Source organism: Alitibacter langaaensis DSM 22999 (assembly GCF_003096995.1).
In the GTDB taxonomy this organism is placed as follows: Bacteria; Pseudomonadota; Gammaproteobacteria; order Enterobacterales; family Pasteurellaceae; genus Exercitatus; species Exercitatus langaaensis.
In genome coordinates, this window is sequence record NZ_QENU01000001.1 from 67,188 (window position 1) to 87,803 (window position 20,616).

General features: G+C 40.9%; 20 protein-coding genes. 19 read left to right on the forward strand and 1 reads right to left on the reverse strand.

Going from position 1 to position 20,616, the window contains the following annotated elements:
* Window position 1: 1 nt before the first annotated feature.
* The 4 genes from nrfF (at window position 2) to C8D76_RS09855 (ending at window position 2,822) form a co-directional block, all read left to right on the forward strand.
* A complete protein-coding gene (gene nrfF, locus C8D76_RS00370) occupies window positions 2–460 on the forward strand; it encodes a heme lyase NrfEFG subunit NrfF (protein WP_116630857.1) in 459 nt (152 codons plus the stop codon).
* A complete protein-coding gene (locus tag C8D76_RS00375; RefSeq protein WP_116630858.1) occupies window positions 457–1,293 on the forward strand; it encodes a tetratricopeptide repeat protein in 837 nt (278 codons plus the stop codon). The genes nrfF and C8D76_RS00375 overlap by 4 nt, the downstream gene beginning before the upstream one ends.
* A 106-nt stretch (window positions 1,294–1,399) precedes the next feature.
* On the forward strand, window positions 1,400–2,614 hold the full coding sequence (locus tag C8D76_RS00380) for a BaiN/RdsA family NAD(P)/FAD-dependent oxidoreductase (protein ID WP_116630859.1): 1,215 nt from the start codon (window positions 1,400–1,402) through the stop codon (window positions 2,612–2,614).
* A 43-nt stretch (window positions 2,615–2,657) separates the two neighbouring features.
* Entirely contained in the window at window positions 2,658–2,822 is a 165-nt protein-coding gene (locus C8D76_RS09855) for a hypothetical protein (RefSeq protein ID WP_165814321.1), read from the forward strand.
* On the opposite strand, the gene dapF is transcribed toward C8D76_RS09855, so the two are convergent.
* Entirely contained in the window at window positions 2,798–3,622 is an 825-nt protein-coding gene (gene dapF, locus C8D76_RS00385; RefSeq protein WP_116630860.1) for a diaminopimelate epimerase, read from the reverse strand. The genes C8D76_RS09855 and dapF overlap by 25 nt on opposite strands.
* A 158-nt stretch (window positions 3,623–3,780) precedes the next feature.
* On the opposite strand from dapF, the gene uppS reads away from it, so the two are divergent.
* The 15 genes from uppS to ybeY all read left to right on the forward strand — a co-directional run bounded on the left by uppS (window position 3,781) and on the right by ybeY (window position 20,606).
* Window positions 3,781–4,500: a polyprenyl diphosphate synthase gene (gene uppS / locus C8D76_RS00390; protein WP_116630861.1), complete on the forward strand. Its 720-nt coding sequence runs from the start codon at window positions 3,781–3,783 to the stop codon at window positions 4,498–4,500.
* Window positions 4,501–4,511: 11 nt separating this feature from the next.
* Window positions 4,512–5,378 (forward strand): phosphatidate cytidylyltransferase, encoded by an 867-nt coding sequence (locus C8D76_RS00395; protein ID WP_116630862.1) that lies wholly within the window; start codon window positions 4,512–4,514, stop codon window positions 5,376–5,378.
* 9 nt (window positions 5,379–5,387) lie between these two features.
* Window positions 5,388–6,716, forward strand: coding sequence for a sigma E protease regulator RseP (gene rseP / locus C8D76_RS00400; protein WP_116630863.1), 1,329 nt, complete (start codon window positions 5,388–5,390; stop codon window positions 6,714–6,716).
* Between the two features lie 72 nt (window positions 6,717–6,788).
* A complete protein-coding gene (gene bamA, locus C8D76_RS00405; protein ID WP_116630864.1) occupies window positions 6,789–9,152 on the forward strand; it encodes an outer membrane protein assembly factor BamA in 2,364 nt (787 codons plus the stop codon).
* 97 nt (window positions 9,153–9,249) lie between these two features.
* A complete protein-coding gene (locus C8D76_RS00410; protein ID WP_116630865.1) occupies window positions 9,250–9,795 on the forward strand; it encodes an OmpH/Skp family outer membrane protein in 546 nt (181 codons plus the stop codon).
* Between the two features lie 22 nt (window positions 9,796–9,817).
* Complete coding sequence (lpxD, locus tag C8D76_RS00415; RefSeq protein WP_116630866.1) at window positions 9,818–10,843, forward strand: UDP-3-O-(3-hydroxymyristoyl)glucosamine N-acyltransferase; 1,026 nt, start codon at window positions 9,818–9,820, stop codon at window positions 10,841–10,843.
* Window positions 10,844–11,029: 186 nt separating this feature from the next.
* Window positions 11,030–12,454, forward strand: a complete 1,425-nt coding sequence (gene miaB / locus C8D76_RS00420) for a tRNA (N6-isopentenyl adenosine(37)-C2)-methylthiotransferase MiaB (protein ID WP_116630867.1) — start codon at window positions 11,030–11,032, stop codon at window positions 12,452–12,454.
* A gap of 211 nt (window positions 12,455–12,665) precedes the next feature.
* The gene (locus tag C8D76_RS00425) at window positions 12,666–13,325 is read left to right on the forward strand and encodes an amino acid ABC transporter permease (protein WP_116630868.1); all 660 of its coding nucleotides are present in this window, start codon (window positions 12,666–12,668) and stop codon (window positions 13,323–13,325) included.
* Window position 13,326: 1 nt separating this feature from the next.
* Entirely contained in the window at window positions 13,327–13,995 is a 669-nt protein-coding gene (locus C8D76_RS00430) for an amino acid ABC transporter permease (protein WP_116630869.1), read from the forward strand.
* Window positions 13,996–14,004: 9 nt separating this feature from the next.
* Entirely contained in the window at window positions 14,005–14,769 is a 765-nt protein-coding gene (locus tag C8D76_RS00435; protein WP_116630870.1) for an amino acid ABC transporter ATP-binding protein, read from the forward strand.
* 214 nt (window positions 14,770–14,983) lie between these two features.
* Window positions 14,984–15,844: a cysteine ABC transporter substrate-binding protein gene (locus tag C8D76_RS00440; protein ID WP_116630871.1), complete on the forward strand. Its 861-nt coding sequence runs from the start codon at window positions 14,984–14,986 to the stop codon at window positions 15,842–15,844.
* Window positions 15,845–15,959: 115 nt separating this feature from the next.
* Window positions 15,960–18,233, forward strand: coding sequence for a bifunctional glutamate--cysteine ligase GshA/glutathione synthetase GshB (gene gshAB, locus C8D76_RS00445; RefSeq protein ID WP_116631091.1), 2,274 nt, complete (start codon window positions 15,960–15,962; stop codon window positions 18,231–18,233).
* Between the two features lie 216 nt (window positions 18,234–18,449).
* The gene (locus tag C8D76_RS00450; protein ID WP_116630872.1) at window positions 18,450–19,511 is read left to right on the forward strand and encodes a PhoH family protein; all 1,062 of its coding nucleotides are present in this window, start codon (window positions 18,450–18,452) and stop codon (window positions 19,509–19,511) included.
* Window positions 19,504–20,136: a thiamine diphosphokinase gene (locus C8D76_RS00455; protein ID WP_116630873.1), complete on the forward strand. Its 633-nt coding sequence runs from the start codon at window positions 19,504–19,506 to the stop codon at window positions 20,134–20,136. Before C8D76_RS00450 ends, C8D76_RS00455 begins: the two co-directional genes overlap by 8 nt.
* A 2-nt stretch (window positions 20,137–20,138) precedes the next feature.
* The gene (gene ybeY / locus C8D76_RS00460; RefSeq protein ID WP_116630874.1) at window positions 20,139–20,606 is read left to right on the forward strand and encodes an rRNA maturation RNase YbeY; all 468 of its coding nucleotides are present in this window, start codon (window positions 20,139–20,141) and stop codon (window positions 20,604–20,606) included.
* Window positions 20,607–20,616: the final 10 nt, after the last annotated feature.

Genomic DNA, 20,616 nt, shown 5'->3' on the forward strand with positions numbered 1-20,616 from the left:
GATGAAATTTTTAGCCTTGTTTTTTTTATTTTTTGCCAGTTTTGTGCAAGCGGAAATGGTGGATACCTTTCAATTTAAAAATATGGAAGATCGCACACGGGCAGTGGCGTTAGCCAAATCTTTGCGTTGTCCACAATGCCAAAATCAAAATCTGGTGGAATCCAATTCGCCCATTGCCTATGATCTTCGCCTTGAAGTGTATAAAATGATTGATGAAGGCAAAAGCAACGAGCAAATCGTGGAGGTTATTACGTCCCGTTTTGGTAACTTTGTGTTGTATAAACCGCCGGTTCAATGGAAAACGGCATTGTTATGGGGATTGCCGCTCGCTTTAGTGTTGTTCGCTTTCGTGCTGGTATGGCGTTATGCGAAACAGCGAGAAAAAATAATGCCAAAAACGACCGCACTTTCAAACCAACAAAAACAAGCACTTGCAGATTTACTTGAGAAAAAACAATGATATTGACAGTTGGAATCGTTATTTTTGCACTAATTATTTTGCTCATTTTCGTGCCATTTGCTCAACAAATTGATTGGCATAAAAATCTGCGTCAGCAGCAAAATATTGCGCTTTATCAGCAACAAATGGCACAGCAACCTGCGCCTGAATTAGCCGATGAATTTAGCCAACGTTTATTAGACGATGAACAAAGCTTGCAAAACAATCAATCGCCCTTGCAACAGACAAAAAGTGCGGTCAAATTTTCACCTGTTTTTTTGATTGGCTTGTACTTTCTATTGATCTGTTTGCCGTTGGCTTATTATTTCTCTCTTCACCGTTTTGATTTTGTGCAGCAGGGCAGAGAAGCGTTTGCCGAAAAACGTCAGCAAATTCAAACCGCAACGGCAACTGAGAAGAATGATGATTACATTCTTTCGATGCAAAATACATTGCGCCGCGATCCCAATAATGCCGAGGCTTGGTTAGAACTAGGGCAAGCCTATGCCTTTAATAATGAATTCGATCATGCGCTGGTGGCTTATAGCAACGCCGAAAAAATTTCTGGCAGCAAGCCTGCGATTTTAGGATTGGCTGCCACCGCATTGTATTATCAAGCAGGGCAGCGCATCACGCCAAAAGCACAGCAACTTATTGATGCCGCACTAGCAGAAGACGCCTACGAAACATCGAGTTTATCATTGCTCGCCTCTGATGCCTTTCTTAAACGGGATTATGCGAATGCCTTGAAATATTGGCAGAAATTACTTGATAGCGAACGGCAAGAAGTCAATCGCCGTCAAACCATCGAAAGTATGGAAATGGCGCGCAGTTTATTAAATAATCAACCCTAAGCGAAAACCTATACGGCTCTGAAGTATAGGTTTTATTTCCCCGAATTCTGCTCGCTTTTCACAAAATTTTCATTAAACTAACCGCACTTTTCCTTTAATTTAACCCATTATGAATTATTCAGAAACAATCATTATCGGCGCTGGGGCAGCGGGCTTATTTTGCGCGGCGCAAATTGGCAAAGCAGGCAAGCCTGTGACCATTCTTGATAGTGGCAAAAAAATTGGACGCAAAATTTTAATGTCTGGCGGTGGTTTTTGTAATTTCACCAATCTGGATGTGCGCCCTAGCTGTTATTTATCGCAAAATCCCCATTTTGTGAAATCCGCGCTGGCACGTTATACGCAATGGGATTTTATTGCTTTGGTGAACGAATATGGCATTGCTTATGAAGAAAAGGCACAATCGGGGCAACTTTTTTGCACGCATAGCGCGCAAGATATTGTCGATATGCTAGAGCAGGAATGCCATAAGGCTGGGGTTGCGATCCAATTAAGACAAACCGTTGAATCTGTGCAACGCATAGAAAATCAGGACAGCGCGCGGTTTAAAATTCAAACCAATGTGGCAGAATGGCAGTGCCAAAATTTAGTGATCGCCACGGGGGGATTGTCGATGCCGGCGTTGGGGGCATCCCCTTTAGGTTATAAAATTGCAGAACAGTTTGGGCTTGGCGTGCTTCCGCCGCGGGCAGGTTTAGTGCCTTTTACTTATCGCGAAACGGATAAATTTTTGACCGCACTTTCAGGCGTTTCATTAACGGTTGAAGTCGCTTGTTCTAATATGCATTTCCACGGGGATATGCTGTTTACTCATCGTGGATTATCGGGACCGGCTATTTTGCAAATTTCCAGTTATTGGCAGCCGAATGAAACGGTATCCATTGATCTTTTGCCCGCAAAGAACATTGCGGATATTTTAGAACAATGTCGCCAAACTTCGCCGAATATGCAGTTAAAAAATGCATTAATTCAGCATTTGCCGAAACGATTAGTGGAAATTTGGATTGAGCAAAATTGGCTTTCTATCGCCCATAAGGCCGTTGCGCAATTAAGCAAAATGGATTTGCAACAGCTGCATGCACTGACTCATCAATGGCAATTTTCACCAAATGGCACGGAAGGATACCGTACCGCAGAAGTGACGTTAGGCGGGGTGGATACGAAAGAGATTTCTTCAAAAACGATGGAAAGTCATAAAGTGGCGGGGCTATATTTTATTGGTGAAGTGCTTGATGTCACAGGTTGGTTAGGCGGCTTTAACTTTCAATGGGCGTGGAGCTCAGGCTTTGCTTGCGCAGAAAGTATTGTGGCAAAAGAATAGCGGTGTAGGCTGCCTATAATCTGTTTGTCATTGCGACAAATAATTGTGTAAAAGTATTGTGGCGGAAGCCGCAAAAGTGCGGTCGATTTTTAAGAAATTTTTTGGGGACGTGTTCTTTATTATGCAATGCCATTACGCATTGCCAGCCGAAGAAAAGGGTAAGCCTGCGCTTACCCTTGATATTTACAGTTTGATTACGCCATCGTAAATGTGCGTGGCATCGCCCGTCATATACAGTGGCTGCCCTTCACCTTCCCATTCAATGGTAATTGAGCCACCAGGCAAATCGACTTGCACTTGGTGATCTAGCAAGCCTTGCATAATGCCTACGGCTGCCGCCGCACAAGCGCCACTTCCACAAGCTTGCGTTTCGCCTGCGCCGCGTTCATAGACTCGCAATTTAATGTGATGACGATTAACCACTTGCATAAAGCCCACATTAACGCGCTCAGGAAAACGTTCATGGCTTTCAAGTAACGGCCCTAATTCGGCAACATTGGCGGTTTCAACATTATCCACTTGTACCACACAATGCGGGTTACCCATTGAAACCACACCGCATAACACTGTTTGAATATCGGTGCGCAAAATGTAATTTTTTTCAAATTTATTGGCGATAAATGGCACTTTCGCAGGTTCCCAAATGGGTTCGCACATATTGACTCGGATCATCCCATCTTCTTTTACCGTTAAAATCATACGACCTTTCGCCGTGCTAACCGAGATGTCTTTTTTATTGGTTAATCCTTTTAAGGTTACGAAGCGGGCAAAACATCTTGCTCCGTTGCCACATTGCGCCACTTCACTGCCGTCAGCATTAAAAATACGGTAATGAAAATCCAGTTCGGGATCATAAGGCGGTTCTACCACGAGCAACTGATCAAAGCCAATACCACGATGGCGATCCGCGAGTTTTTTGATCACATCTTCAGGAAAGAAGAGGTTTTGGGTCACCGCATCAACGACAACGAAATCATTGCCTAAGCCGTGCATTTTGGAAAATTGCATTTTTCCGTCCTATTTTAAATTTTTCATTCGGGCATTATACCGTTGCATAAAAATGACTTCAATCGCAAAAGAAAATGACAGAAATAGGGGCTTATGCTATATTCTTGTCAATTTGTCTTGCCGTAAGTGCGGTCAGAAATTTGAGAATTTTAAAGAGAATGAACGAACTCAATCCGAATAATATTCCCAAGCACGTTGCCATTATTATGGACGGCAATGGACGCTGGGCGAAACAGCAAGGGAAAATGCGCGTATTTGGGCATACGAACGGGGTGAAAGCGGTACGAAAATCTGTTTCTTATGCGCGCCAGATTGGTGTGCAGTCCCTCACTTTATACGCTTTTAGCAGCGAAAACTGGAATCGCCCCGAAGCTGAAGTTTCAGCCTTGATGAATTTATTTATGCAAGCTCTTGATCGTGAAGTCAAAAAATTGCATAAAAACAATATTCGATTATTGATTTTAGGTGATAAATCAAAATTTAGTGCTCAGTTGCAACAAAAAATCGCAAGAGCAGAAAAATTAACCGAAAATAACACCGCACTTACGGTGAATATTGCCGCAAATTATGGTGGCTGTTGGGATATTGTGCAGGCTGCGCAAGCCTTGGCGCAGCAAGTAAAAAGTGGTGAGTTAGCCGTTGAAGAAATTAACGAAACCGTTTTCCAACAACGTTTAGTCACTCAAAATCAGCCAGCGGTGGATTTGTTGATTCGTACCAGCGGCGAACAGCGGATCAGTAATTTTTTATTATGGCAGATTGCCTATGCCGAGTTGTATTTTACCGATGTGCTTTGGCCAGATTTTGATGAACAAGAATTTAATCGAGCAATTTGTGCTTTTCAACAACGTGAACGCCGTTTTGGCGGGTCTGAATAAGGAGTTTTCCCTTGCTTAAAGAGCGTGTTTTATCGGCAATCGTATTGATTGCTGTTGTATGTGTAGCATTATTTTTATTTTCGCCATTTTATTTTGCCTTAGCGATTGGCGTGGTGGCGACACTTGGGATATGGGAATGGACACAATTCGCGAAATTTAAACAATTTGTTTGGCGTTTTGTGATTACTGCTATTGCTGCCGCTTTTATTTTCCTATGGATTTTTAGTGAAGCGAATTATCTTAATGCAGGGCGCGTTTTTGAAAGCCATGCCGAACCTTTATTATTAGGTGCGGTGATTTGGTGGTGCGTGGCATTCTTACTGGTGATTTTCTATCCGAAATCAGCTAAATTATGGGGAAAATCAGCGATTTTGCAGGCGATTTTCGCCTTTCACACCTTAGTACCATTTATCATTGGCGTACTGAGCTTACGCTTGGATAATTATGTGACCAATGCGTTACATGGCGTTCAATTATTATTGTATGTGTTTATATTAGTCTGGGCTGCCGATAGTGGTGCTTATTTTGCAGGGCGTGCGCTGGGTAAACATAAATTAGCACCTAAAGTTTCCCCAGGGAAAACTTGGGAAGGTGTTATCGGTGGGATCGTAACCGCGGCAATTTTGGCCTTTTTATTTATTCATTTTACGGGTAACAGCTTATTTACGCACGGAACGCCACAAATTTTGACCGCACTTTCTGCTGCAACGGTTGCAATTTCAGTATTAGGGGATTTAACCGAAAGTATGTTTAAGCGTGAGTCGGGTATTAAAGACAGCAGCAATTTAATTCCTGGGCATGGTGGAATCTTGGATCGTATTGATAGTTTAACTGCAGCGGTGCCGTTTTTTAGTTATTTCTATTTCTTTGTTATCTAAGGAAAAATGATGTCCTTTTTGTGGTCACTTATTTCATTTGTTATCGTAATTGGCGTTTTGGTGTCAGTGCATGAGTACGGACACTTTTGGGCTGCCCGAAAGTGCGGTGTAAAAGTGCATCGTTTTTCTATCGGTTTTGGCAAAGTGTTATGGAAGCGTACAGATAAATTAGGCACAGAATTTGCGGTGTCTGCAATTCCCTTGGGCGGCTATGTCAAAATGCTCGATGAGCGTAATGAAGAAGTGCCACCAGAACTGAAATCTCGATCTTTTAATAGCAAATCGGTTTTACAGCGCGCATTTATTATTGCGGCGGGTCCTCTTGCCAATTTTCTGTTTGCCATTGTTGCCTATTGGGTAATTTTTGTTGTAGGGATGCCAAGTTTAAAAACAGTGGTTGCAGAAGTTACTCCAAATTCTATTGCAGCGGCGGCAGAACTCGAACCGAATACGCAAATTTTAGCGGTTGATGGTGTTGAAACGCCCGATTGGGAAAGCATTAATATGGCATTAGCCGCTAAGTTAGGCGATGAACATTTAACCTTAACCGTTACCCCATTTGGCGAGCATCGCACGCAAGATAAGATTTTGGATATTCGCCATTGGTCATTTGATCCTGAAAAAGAAAGTTCATTCCGTTCTCTAGGCATTCAGCCAGTAACGAGCAAAATTAAAAATATTTTGTCAAATGTTGTGGCAGGCTCTGCGGCAGATCGTGCTGGTTTGAAAATTGGCGATGAATTGTTGCGAGTGAATGGCGAAGAAGTCAAATGGCAAACACTTATTGATAAAATTCAACAAGGGAAACCTTTGAAATTACAGGTGAAACGTCAGAATGAAATATTAGATTTGACACTGCAACCTGAAATGAAAGATAACCGTTATTTTGCAGGAATTTCGCCAACCGCTGAGCCTGTAAATGAAATCTATCGTACAGAATTAAAATATGGTATTCTTGATGCCTTGTGGAAGGGTGTTGAGAAAACAGGACAACTTTCATTATTAACGGTGAAAGTGATCGGTAAATTGTTTACTGGCGATTTATCATTAACGAATCTGAGTGGTCCAATTTCCATTGCCAAGGGCGCTGGTGTTTCATCAAGTATTGGATTTGTTTATTTCCTCAGCTTTATGGCATTAATTAGTGTCAACCTTGGCATTATGAATTTATTTCCGTTGCCTGTGCTTGATGGTGGCCATCTCGTGTTTTTGGCAGCGGAAGGTATTAAAGGCAAACCCGTTTCTGAACGAGTACAAGACTGGTGTTATCGCATTGGTGCTGCTTTGTTATTAACGCTCACTGTGTTTGCTTTATTCAATGATTTTTTACGTTTATAAAACGACATAAAGTTGTTTATGACGCATAGAAAAAACGCTAAATTTAACCGCACTTTATAGGTGATTTTTAAAATGAAAAAACTATTGATTGCTAGTTTATTATTCGGCTCTGCAAGTGCTTATGCAGCACCGTTTGTTGTGCAAGATATTCGTGTAGATGGTGTTCAGGCAGGTTCCGAAGGGAAAGTGCTGGCAGGTTTACCAGTGCAAATTGGAAAACGCGCTACCGATGCTGATATTTCTAATGTGGTAAGAACACTTTATATGCGTGGCTACCAAAATGTACAAGCTGCTCGTGATGGCAATGTATTAGTGATTTCTATTACTCAACAGCCGATTATTGCTGATGTCGTGATTTCTGGAAATGACTCTATTCCAACTGAAGCATTAAAAGAAAACTTAGACAATAATGGTTTCAAAGTTGGGGATACATTAGATCGTGAAAAATTAAATGCCTTCGCTCAAAGTTTAAAAGAACATTATGCGACAACAGGTCGTTATAATGCCACGGTGGATGCGGTGGTGAATACGTTGCCAAATAACCGTGCCGAAGTAAAAATTAACATCAAAGAAAATGATGTAGCGAAATTTAAAGAGATTACCTTTGAAGGTAATAACGCTTTTAGTAGCGATCGCTTGGCTGATCAAATGGAACTTTCAACCGATTCTTGGTGGAAACTATTTGGTGCGAAATTTACTCAAGATCAATTCAGTAAAGATTTAGATACCATTACCAATTATTACCAAGACCGCGGTTATCCAAAAGCGCAAATCACTGCTACAGACGTTCAATTAAATGATGAAAAAACGGAAGCCCGCGCAAAAGTTACCATCAATGAAGGTGATTTATATAATGTAAGCAGTGCGCGAATTGTCGGTGATGTTGGCGGTATGCAAAATGAATTGCAACTCTTGTTAGCAGGCATTCATCTTAATGAAAGTTTCCGCCGTAGTGAAATTTCCGATGTGGAAAACGCCATTAAAGCTAAATTAGCTGAACAAGGTTATGCTACTGCCCAAGTCAATGTGTCACCATCGTTTGACGAAACGAATAAAACTGTTGCTATCACTTATGTGGTTGATGCAGGACGCCGTTATTCTGTTCGTCAAATTCGTTTTGAAGGTAACACAGTGAGTGCTGATAGCACATTGCGTCAAGAAATGCGTCAACAAGAAGGCACATGGTTATCTTCTCAATTAATAGAATTAGGTAAAACTCGTTTAGACCGAACAGGTTTTTTTGAAACTGTTGAATATCGTAATGAGCCTGTTGCTGGCACAGACGATACGGTCGATGTGATCTATAAAGTGAAAGAACGCAATACAGGGAGTATCAACTTTGGTATTGGTTACGGTACAGAAAGTGGCTTTAGCTATCAAGCAAGCGTAAAACAAGATAACTTCTTAGGAATGGGATCTTCTGTCAGTTTGTCTGGTTCTCGCAATGATTACGGTACAAGCATTGATTTAGGTTATAACGAACCCTATTTCACCAAAGATGGCGTAAGTCTTGGCGGTAATGTTTTCTATCAAACCTATGATAACTCAGACGCTAAAGATAATGTGGCATCTTATTCACGTACAACCTACGGCTTAAACCTTAATTTAGGTTTCCCTGTAAATGAAAATAATGCCTACTATATTGGTGCAGGATATGCCTACAATAAATTGAAAAATATCGCACCAGAATATACGCGTGATCTTTATCGTCAATCTATGGGATTTGATACTTGGGAATTTAAAACCCATGATTTCACGCTTTCTGCAGGTTGGAATTATAACAGCTTAAACCGCGGTTATTTCCCGACTAAAGGGATAAAAGCGACAATTGGTGGCACGATCACCGCACCAGGTTCTGATAATAAATTCTATAAATTAAGCACTGAAGTGCAAGGCTATTATCCATTAGATCGTGATAACTATTGGGTATTATCAGGCCGTGCTTCTGCTGCTTATGCCAATGGTTTAAGTGGAAAACGTTTACCATTCTATCAACTCTATAACTTAGGTGGTATTGGTACAATCCGTGGTTTCGCTTATGGTGGTTTCGGGCCTCAAGCCATTTATTTAAATTCTGCAGGTGATTATTCACTTGTTAATGACGATGTAATTGGTGGTAATGCGATGGCAACTGCGAGTGTGGAATTAATTGTACCAACGCCGTTTGTTGCAGAGAAAAATCAAAACAACGTGCGCACCTCTCTCTTTGTGGATGCAGCGAGTTTGTGGAATACCAAATGGTCTAATGCGGAAAAAGCGAAATTCCCGAATTTACCAGATTATGGTGATCCAAGCCGTATCCGTTCTTCAGCAGGTGTCGCATTCCAATGGCAATCACCAATTGGTCCATTAGTATTCTCATATGCTAAACCGATTAAAAAATATGAAGAAGATGATGTAGAACAATTCCAATTTAGTATTGGTGGAACATTCTAATCTGAACTTCTTTAGGATTTCGTAGTCGAAACACACATCCGCACCATGAATGGTATGGTGCGGAATCAATTAATAAAATAGTAAGGAAATTTACACAATGAAAAATATCGTAAAAGCAACCGCACTTTCTTTAGCACTCGCTTTCGCATCAGCCTCTGCAATGGCAGACGAAAATATTGCATTCATTAATGCAGGTGTTGTATTCCAAAATCATCCAGACCGTGAAGCAATTAGCAAAAAATTAGAAAGCCAATTCAAAGCGGAAGCAGATCAATTAGCAGCGAGCAAAAAATCGATTGATGGAAAAATCGCCGCATTACAAAAAGATGCGAAAAACTTACGTAGCGCAGACATTAAAAAACGTGAAGACGAAATCAATAAATTGATGAAGGCTCACGATGAAAAAGCACGCAAATTCCAACAAGAAACAGCACAAGCAGAACGTGAAGAAACCGCTAAATTATTAGAATCAATCCAAGCAGCGACAAATAAAATGGCAAAAGATAAAGGCTTCACTTATGTGTTAGATGCGAATTCTGTAGTTTATGCGGCTGACGGTAAAGATATTACTGAAGATGTATTAAAATCTGTAGGTGGCAAATTACCAGAAGCGCCTAAAGCAGAAGCACCAAAAGCACAATAATTGCTAAAAGGTGATTAAATCAATGCGTTCTTATAGTTTAAAAGAATTAGCAGAACAAGTCGGCGGTGTCATTCGTGGCAACGCCGATGTTGTTGTTAACGCCATTGCACCGCTTGATCGTGCGGGGGCTAATCAGCTTACTTTTATTTCAAACGTCAAATATCGTCCTTATCTTTCACAAGCTCAAGCCAGTATTTTAGTGGTTTCAGAAGACGATGTAGAATTCTGTGCTGAAAATGCGAATTTGCTCATTGTGAAAAATCCTTATGTCGCCTATGCGAACTTAGCGCAATATATGGATACCACGCCTAAAGCCGCATCAGATATCGCCCCAAGTGCGGTCATTTCTGACAGTGTTTCTTTGGGTAAAAATGTATCGGTCGGTGCGAATGCAGTTATCGAAGATGGCGCAATCATTGGTGATAATGCGGTTATTGGCGCAGGTTGTTTTATTGGTAAACAAGCGAAAATCGGTAAAAACACGCAGTTATGGGCGAATGTGAGCATTTATCACGAAGTAGAAATTGGCGATGAATGTTTAATTCAATCAAGCACAGTAATTGGTGGCGATGGTTTTGGTTATGCTAATGATCGTGGCAAATGGATTAAAATTCCACAGAATGGTCGTGTGATTATTGGTAATCACGTTGAAATCGGTGCTTGCACCTGTATTGACCGCGGAGCATTAAATGATACCGTGATCGAAGATAACGTCATTATTGATAACCTATGTCAGATTGCGCACAATGTGCATATCGGCACGGGCACAGCGATTGCTGGTGGCGTGATTTTAGCGGGTAGCTTAAAAGTGGGTCGTTATTGCCAAATTGGCGGTGCGAGTGTGGTGAATGGCCACATGGAAATCTGCGATCATGCGGTCATCACTGGAATGAGTATGGTGATGAAACCGATTAAAGAACCAGGTATTTACTCATCAGGCGTACCAGCGCAACCCAATAAAGAATGGCATAAAAATGCAGTTCTCGCTAGTGACTTAACTGGCATGCACAAACGCATTAAAGCGCTTGAGAAAAAACTGGGTAAATAAAAAATAACTCAAATTTAACCGCACTTTGTGTTCTTAAACCAAGTGCGGTTTTGTTTTGGCTAGTTTTGGAATAATAAATTCTACCCGAATTGATTAAAATTAAGGCTAGTCATCAATAGCCTAAACTTGTAAAATAACCGACCAATTTTTTCAGAAATTTAAACGAATTTTATTAATTAGAACATTATGACTCAAAAATTACACATTACCACGTGGGGCTGCCAAATGAATGAGTATGATTCATCAAAAATGGCAGACTTATTGCTTTCCACCCATGGCTTAGAAATTACCGATAATCCTGAAGATGCCGATGTATTGTTGCTGAACACCTGCTCAATTCGTGAAAAAGCGCAAGAAAAAGTCTTTTCCCAATTAGGTCGTTGGAAAACTTGGAAACAAACAAAACCACATTTAATTATTGGCGTGGGGGGGTGTGTAGCCTCACAGGAAGGCGAGCATATTCGTGAGCGTGCGCCTTTTGTTGATATTATTTTTGGGCCACAAACTTTGCACCGTTTACCAGAGATGATCAACCAAATTCGTGGTGGTAAAGATTCTATTGTGGATATTAGCTTCCCCGAGATCGAGAAATTTGACTGTTTGCCCGAGCCAAAAGCAGAAGGTCCAACCGCATTTGTTTCGATTATGGAAGGCTGTAACAAGTATTGTACTTATTGTGTCGTGCCTTACACGCGTGGCGAAGAAGTGAGCCGCCCATTGGACGATGTGTTATTTGAGATTGCCCAGCTTGCAGAACAAGGTGTGCGTGAGATCAATCTACTTGGTCAGAATGTAAACGCCTATCGTGGGGCAACTCATGATGGTGGGATTTGTTCATTTGCTGAATTATTACGCCTTGTTGCCGCGATTGATGGTATCGACCGTTTACGTTTCACCACCAGTCATCCAATTGAATTTACGGATGATATTATTGACGTTTATGCGGATACACCTGAATTAGTGAGTTTCTTACATTTGCCAGTGCAAGCAGGTTCAGATCGTATTTTAACGATGATGAAACGCGGTCATACTGCATTAGAATATAAGTCGATTATTCGTAAATTACGCAAAGTGCGTCCAAATATTCAAATTAGTTCAGATTTCATTGTCGGTTTCCCTGGTGAAACGAATGAAGAATTCGAAGAAACGATGAATCTGATCGCACAAGTGAATTTTGATATGAGTTACAGCTTTGTGTACTCAGCACGCCCAGGGACGCCAGCGGCTGATATGCCTGATGATGTTAGTGAAGAAGAGAAAAAACAACGTCTTGCTTTATTACAACAACGCATTAATAATCAAGCGGCACAATTCAGTCGTGCAATGCTTGGCACCGAACAGCGTGTGTTGGTGGAAGGCCCATCGAAAAAAGATATTATGGAATTAACAGGGCGCACAGAAACTAACCGCATCGTGAACTTCAAAGGTTCGCCAGATATGATTGGTAAATTTGTGGATATTAAAATTACGGATGTTTATACCAACTCATTGCGCGGTGATGTGGTACGCACCGAAGATGAAATGGGGCTGCGTGTCGTGCAATCCCCACAAGCGGTGATGCAACGCACGCGCAAAGAAGATGAACTCGGTGTTGGCAAATTTACCCTTTAATTTTCTACTCAAGGCAGGCTTAAACCTGCCTTTCTTATTGGTGTCGGGTATCATGGATTAAAAATTTATTAAATTTTGACCGCACTTTTGCAGATTTTTAACCTGATTTCTTTATGGTCTTTTGTTATAGCACATAGCAAAAGGTTCTTTAGCATTTAGTTTTATCCTCAATATAATAAAATTCATTGAATGAAATCTAAATAGAACAAATATGAACTGGCAATATGTTTGGGATGCAATTCCACGATTTATTGATGCGACCTTATTAACGCTCCACCTTTCTTTATGGAGTATTGTTTTATCTATTATTATTGGCGTGCTTTGTGCCGTTGTGCTTGTTTATAAAGTGCGCGGTTTGCAATGGTTAGTCAAAGCTTACATCGAACTTTCGCGCAATACGCCCTTGTTAATTCAAGTCTTTTTCTTATATTTTGGTTTATCTAAAGTCGGAATTAAATTAGATGGTTTCACCTGCGGTATTATTGGCTTAGCTTTTCTAGGGGGCAGCTATATGGCAGAAGCCATGCGCGCAGGTTTAGAAGCGGTTTCTAAAGGGCAAGTTGAAAGTGCGCTGAGTATTGGTTTAACGCCATTCCAAGCATTCCGTTATGTCACTTTCCCACAAGCCTTTGCTATTTCAACGCCCGCCATTGGGGCAAACTGCTTATTTTTAATGAAAGAGACATCGATCATCAGTGCAATTGCCGTGGCAGAATTAATGTTTTTGGCGAAAGATATCATTGGTATGGATTATAAAACCACAGAAGCTTTATTTTTGTTGGTCGTCTTTTATTTGATTATTTTATTGCCTGTATCAATTTATATTCGTGTTCTCGAGCGTCGTTTACGCCAAGCAAAATATGGAGTCTAGCATGGGATTAGCGATTCTTTTTCAAGGCTCCAATTGGGAGCGATTACTCGGCGGATTAGCCGTTACTGCAGAAATTGCCTTTATCTCCGTCTTTTTTGCCTGTATTTTTGGCGTCATTATGGGCATTGTGATGACGAGTAAAAATAAGCTCGTGCATTTTCTCAGCCAAGGCTATCTCGAAATTGTACGCATTATTCCATTGCTCGTGATTCTATTTTTAGTCTATTTTGGTTTTGCAAAATGGTTTGGTTTGCACCTTGATGGCGTTTGGGTATGTATTTTGGTGTTCATTTTCTGGGGAACGGCAGAAATGGGCGATTTGGTGCGTGGTGCGTTGACATCCATTGAAAAACACCAAGTAGAAGCCGCTTACGCACTCGGTTTAACTAAAATGCAAACCTTTATTTATATTTTGTTGCCACAAAGTCTAAAACGCGTCACCCCGGGAGCGATTAATTTATTTACTCGTATGGTAAAAACCAGTTCGCTTGCGATGTTGATTGGCGTATTAGAAGTGATCAAAGTCGGACAACAGATTATTGAAACTTCGCTGTTTACCGATCCTTCCGCAGCATTATGGGTTTATGGTGTGATTTTTGCATTATACTTTGTGATTTGTTATCCCCTTTCCTTGTTCTCAAAATATTTGGAAAGTCGTTGGGAAAATTAGGATAAAAATATGGCATTACTTGAAATTAATCAATTAGTTAAAAATTATGGCAATGTGACCGCACTTCACGGCATTAATTTATCAGTGCAAAAAGGCGAAGTAGTCGTGATTCTAGGGCCTTCAGGCTGTGGAAAAAGTACCTTATTGCGTTGCATTAATGGTTTGGAAGAAATTAAAAGTGGCGAATTGCTGTTAGCGGGTAAAGGCATGCTTGGGAAAGATATTTCTTGGGTGAATGCACGCCAACATATTGGTATGGTATTCCAAAGTTATGAATTATTTTCCCATATGTCGGTGATCGACAATATTTTGCTCGGTCCTTTAAAAGTACAAAAACGTAAACGTGAAGAAGTGGAAAAACAAGCCGATGAATTGTTAAAACGAGTGGGCTTGTATGAGCGAAAAAATGCTTATCCACGAGAATTATCTGGTGGGCAAAAACAGCGTATTGCGATTGTGCGTTCGTTATGTATGAACCCAGAAATTATGCTATTTGACGAAGTGACCGCCGCGCTCGATCCTGAAATGGTGCGTGAAGTGCTTGACGTAATATTAGGGTTAGCCAAAGAAGGCATGACGATGTTAATCGTCACCCACGAAATGGGTTTTGCTCGCCAAGTGGCAGATCGTATTATCTTTATGGACAAAGGCGAAATCATAGAACAAGCCAAACCAGAAGATTTCTTCACAAACCCAACAACTGATCGTGCCAAAGCCTTTTTAAATATCCTAAATTACGAACCGCGAGGCACGGATTATCTCGAAAATATTTAGTCATTATTTTAGACGAACATCTTTTCATTGATGAAAAGAAATATTTTCTCATTTTTGACCGCACTTTGAGCCTATCAAGTGCGGTCATTTTTTGCGCTGTTTTTTATATCAAAATTTTATATTAAATCTCAAATAATTATTTCCTTTTGTATAAACCTTATTTTTATAATGATGAAAATACAAAAACACAACATTTACTTTTTAAGGAAATCCTATGAAAGCAATCAAGAAAATCACTGCATTAGCAGCAACCTTAGTTCTCGCATTGGGCGTCAGTGCTTGCAATGATAAAAACGACAGCAAACCCGCTAACGATGCACAGAAATCTTCTGCGATCGAACGCATTAAACAAGCCGATAAAATTCGTATTGGTGTATTTAGCGATAAACCGCCATTTGGTTATGTAGATAAAGACGGCAAAAACCAAGGCTTTGACATTGAAATTGCTAAAGCCTTAACCAAAGATTTATTAGGCGATGAAAACAAAGTGGAATTTGTTCTCGTGGAAGCGGCAAACCGTGCTGAATATTTACTTTCCAATAAAGTCGATATCACCCTTGCGAACTTCACCGTCACTCCAGCGCGCCAAGAAGTGGTGGATTTTGCCAAACCTTATATGAAAGTTGCACTAGGGATCGTTTCTAAAGATGGTGCTGTAATCACCGATGTGAAACAATTGGAAGGTAAAACTTTATTAGTGAACAAAGGTACAACCGCAGATGCTTATTTCACTAAAAACTTCCCACAAATCAAATTATTAAAATTTGAACAAAATACCGAAACCTTTGAAGCGTTGCGTGATGGTCGAGGCGATGCTCTCGCGCATGATAATGCCTTATTGTTTGCGTGGGCAAAAGAGAATCCTGGTTTCACTGTGGGCGTAAAAGAATTAGGCGATATTGATTTCATCGCAGGCGCCGTACGCAAAGAAGACAAAGATTTGCTTGAATGGCTAAGTGCCGAAACAGAAAAATTAGGCAAAGAAGGTGTATTAAACCAAGCCTATGAGAAAGTATTAAAACCGATCTATGGCGATAGCATCAAACCAGAAGATATTGTTGTAGAATATAAATAATCAGTGTATTAGCTAAAGTGCGGTCAAAATTGGCCGCATTTTTTATTCCTAGCGAAGATAGCCGAACAGTGGTAAAGTAAATTCATAGGAAATGCGTTTAGATATAGAAATTATGATGGAATTACAAAAAATTATTAAAGAAAATCGTTTAGGATTGCTGTTCCAGCAAGGTTCTTTTGGCATTGAAAAAGAAAGTCAACGTGTCCACCAAGATGGCTCGGTGGTGACATCGGCTCACCCAAAAGCCTTTGGCAATCGTTCATTTCACCCTTATATTCAAACCGATTTTGCGGAAAGTCAGTTAGAGCTGATCACGCCGCCGAATAAAACCTTAGAAGATACGATGCGTTGGTTGCAAACCATTCATGAAGTGGTGTTGCGAACCTTACCTGACGATGAATTTGTCTTTCCAATGAGTATGCCCGCAGGGTTGCCGCCTGAAAAAGAGATTAAAGTAGCACAGCTTGATAACCCTGAAGATGTGGCATATCGCGAGCATTTAGTGCAATCTTATGGCGCGTACAAACAAATGGTGAGCGGTATTCACTATAATTTCCAACTTTCCCCTGAATTGATTAATGCGCTCTTTAATGCGCAAAGCCAATATCAAAGTAAAGTTGAATTCCAAAATGCAGTATATTTAAAATTAGCGAAAAATTTCCTTCGTTATCAATGGGTTCTGATTTATCTCTTTTCGGCAACGCCAACAGTTGATGCCAATTATTTTAAAGAAGGCTCGCCATTGCAGCCGAATCAATATGTTCGTAGCCTGCGTTCTAGCCAATATGGTTATGTGAATGCGCCGGAAATTATTGTGTCTTTCGATTGCATTCCTGAATATGTAAAAACCTTAGAACATTGGGTGAATTCGGGCAAATTAATTGCAGAGAAAGAATTTTATTCTAACGTCCGTTTGCGTGGCGCGAAAAGAGCGCGCGAGTTCCTACAAACGGGGATTCAATATTTAGAGTTCCGCTTATTTGATCTGAATCCATTTGAACAATATGGCATGGCGCTTAACGATGCCAAATTCGTTCATTATTTCATTTTATGTATGTTATGGATTGATGAAATCGCGGATCAAGCAGGCGTTGAAGAAGGCAAAGCGCGTTTAGCCGAAGTGGCTTTTGAAGACCCTCGCCAACAAACGAAATATGCAAGTGAAGGCGAACGTTTGCTTTCTGCTATGATCGCTATGCTTAATGAGATTGGCGCTGACGAAAGTGCGGTCAAAATTGTGAAAGAAAAATTAGCACAATTTGCTCAGCCTGAATTAACCCTTTGCGCGCGTTTGGTCGCAGAAATTCAATCGGCAGGTGGTTATCAAGCATTAGGTGCAAAATTGGCGCAACAATATAAAACCCATGCTTTTGAGCGTTTCTATGCACTTTCTGCCTTTGATAATATGGAGCTATCAACCCAAGCGTTGATGTTCGATGTGATTCAAAAAGGGTTGAGCATGGAAATCCTTGATGAAAATGACCAATTCCTACGCCTGCAATTTGGCGATCATTTTGAATATGTGAAAAACGGCAATATGACCAGCCATGACAGCTATATTTCCCCATTGATTATGGAAAACAAAGTTGTCACCAAAAAAGTCTTGCAAAAAGCAGGGTTCAATGTGCCGCAAAGTAAAGAATTTACCAGCGTTGAACAGGCGGTGGCGAACTATCCATTATTTGAAGGCAAAGCTGTGGTGATAAAACCCAAATCCACTAACTTTGGTTTAGGCATAACCATTTTCCAACAGGGTGTCACCAATCGTGAAGACTTTGCCAAGGCGATCGAAATTGCATTCCGTGAAGATAAAGAAGTGATGGTCGAAGATTATCTAGTCGGAACGGAATACCGTTTCTTTGTGCTAGGCGATGAAACCCTTGCCGTCTTGTTACGCGTGCCAGCAAATGTGGTGGGCGATGGCAAATCAACGGTTGCAGAACTTGTGGCAGCAAAAAATGCCCATCCATTGCGTGGTGACGGCAGTCGCACACCATTGAAGAAAATTGCTTTGGGCGAAATCGAACAATTACAGCTCAAAGAACAAGGTTTAACGGTGGATAGCATTCCAGCAGAGGGGCAACTGGTGCAACTGCGTGCTAATTCAAATATCAGCACAGGCGGAGACAGCATTGATATGACAGATGAAATGCATCCAAGTTATAAAGCGCTTGCGGTGGGCATTACCAAAGCTATGGGCGCTGCGGTTTGTGGCGTGGATCTGATTATTCCTGATCTGAAGAAACCCGCTGAAAATAATTTATCTTCTTGGGGCGTGATTGAAGCGAATTTTAACCCGATGATGATGATGCATATTTTCCCCTATTCGGGCAAATCTCGCCGATTGACGCACAACGTGCTAAAAATGTTGTTCCCTGAAATGCAGTAGCATTAAGCTAACAAACATAGACAATGAGCCGAATAATTCAATTATTCGGTTCATTTTTTTGTGGATTGTATAGAAAATTTTGATAAATTTGACCGCACTTTGATGAATTTGAGTGCATCGCAGAAAGCGAATTTAGTGGCATTTTTAAAAGATCTGGGTGGAAATTAGACGGAATTGGTTTATACTTTTCACCATATTTTTCTATTCCCCAATCCAATGATAAAACAAGAATTTAGTTTAGAACCCAAAGAATTTCAGCGTTTGCAATCCCTTTGCGGCGCGTTTGACAGCCATCTTCAGTTGATCGAGAAAGAATTTAATCTCGTCATTGCCCGCCGTGATTTTGATTTTCAGATTTATCCAGCTGCGGAAAACCCCACCGCCTATGAACAAAAATTAGCGCAAAGTGCGGTCGAATTAATCAAAAATTTATATGTGGAAACCGCTTCGGTAAAAGGCAAAATTAAAGAGTTAGATTTAGAAGATATTCATCTTGCCATTCGTGAAAGTAAAATGCTCAGCCAAGATCGTGTGGAAAGTCAGGTTTATAGCACCGCCATTAAAACCAAGCGCGGCGTGATTAAACCGCGGGGCAAACATCAAATTGAGTATTTGCACAATATTCTGACCCACGATATTAGCTTTGGCATTGGGCCCGCAGGCACAGGGAAAACCTTTTTAGCGGTGGCGGCCGCGGTGGAAGCGTTAGAACGCCAAGAAATTCGCCGCATTTTGCTCACTCGCCCTGCAGTAGAAGCTGGCGAAAAATTGGGCTTTTTACCTGGCGATCTTGGTTCAAAAATTGAACCGTATTTACGCCCGCTTTATGATGCCTTATTTGAAATGCTCGGTTTTGAACGGGTAGAAAAACTGATGGAACGCAAGGTAATTGAAATTGCCCCCCTTGCTTATATGCGTGGTCGCACCCTAAATGACAGCTTTATTATCCTTGATGAAAGCCAAAACACCACGGTGGAACAAATGAAAATGTTCTTAACCCGCATCGGTTTTAATTCCAAAGCAGTGATTACTGGCGATGTTACTCAAGTCGATTTACCACGCAGCCAAAAATCTGGCTTAAAACACGCCATTGATGTACTTTCTAGCGTGTCGGAACTCAGTTTTAACTATTTTGATAGCCAAGACATTGTGCGCCATCCAGTGGTTGCCAAAGTCGTACAAGCCTATGAAAAATGGGAAAAAGAAGATGAAGCGCGCAAACAAAGTCTTGCCGAACAACGCCGTTTAGAGCGGGAACAGATGGATCGCCATGACTAACATTGCTTTTATTGCGGGCGGCGAATTTAGTCCATTGCAAAATCACTATGATTTTTATGTCGGCATTGATCGTGGGTGTTTGTTTTTATTAAATAATGGCTTGCCGCTGGATTTTGCCATCGGTGATTTTGACAGCATTTCCGCCGCAGATTTAGCGAAAATTCAACAAGCGACTAAGCATTTTATTCAAGCGCCCACAGCAAAAAATGATACGGATACCGAGCTGGCATTAAAAACTATTTTTGCTCAATACCCTCAAGCCAAAGCCACCATTTATGGGGGATTCGGCGGCAGATTGGATCACCTTTTAGCGAATGTTTTTTTGCCCTCAGATCCTGAATTAGCGCCTTTTATGCAGCAAATTAGCTTGATCGATGGGCAAAATGTTGTGAGCTATGCACCATCGGGTCTGCACCGAGTGAAGCGGATTGATAACATGAAATATGTGTCTTTTATGACTGACGGCAACGCTGATTTAACGATTTTGAATGCCAAATATGATCTAACTCCAAGCAATTTCTTTAAGAAAAAAATCTATTCAAGCAATGAATTTATTGGCGATTTTATCGATGTGTCCGTTGATTCAGGCTATGTAGTGATTATACAAACCAAAGACAGAGAATAAAAATGAAAAACGTCCTTATTGATCTTCAAATTGCCAGTGAAGATGAAACCAATCTTCCCACTCTCGAACAATTCACCGAATGGGCAACGAAAGCGGTTCGTGCAGAGAATATTGAGCCTGAAATAACCATTCGCATCGTGGATGAAGCTGAAAGCCACCATTTGAATTTAACTTATCGTGGCAAAGATCGCCCGACTAACGTGCTTTCATTTCCCTTTGAATGTCCTGATGAAGTGGAATTGCCCTTGTTGGGGGATTTGATTATCTGCCGCCAAGTGGTGGAACGAGAAGCGCAGGAACAAGGCAAGCCATTATTCGCTCATTGGGCGCATATGGTCGTACACGGCAGCCTGCATTTATTGGGCTATGATCACATTGAAGATGATGAAGCCGTTGAAATGGAAAGCCTTGAAACCCAGATTATGACAGGCTTAGGCTTTGAAGATCCTTATTCTTATGACGAAGAATAATTCCATTCGC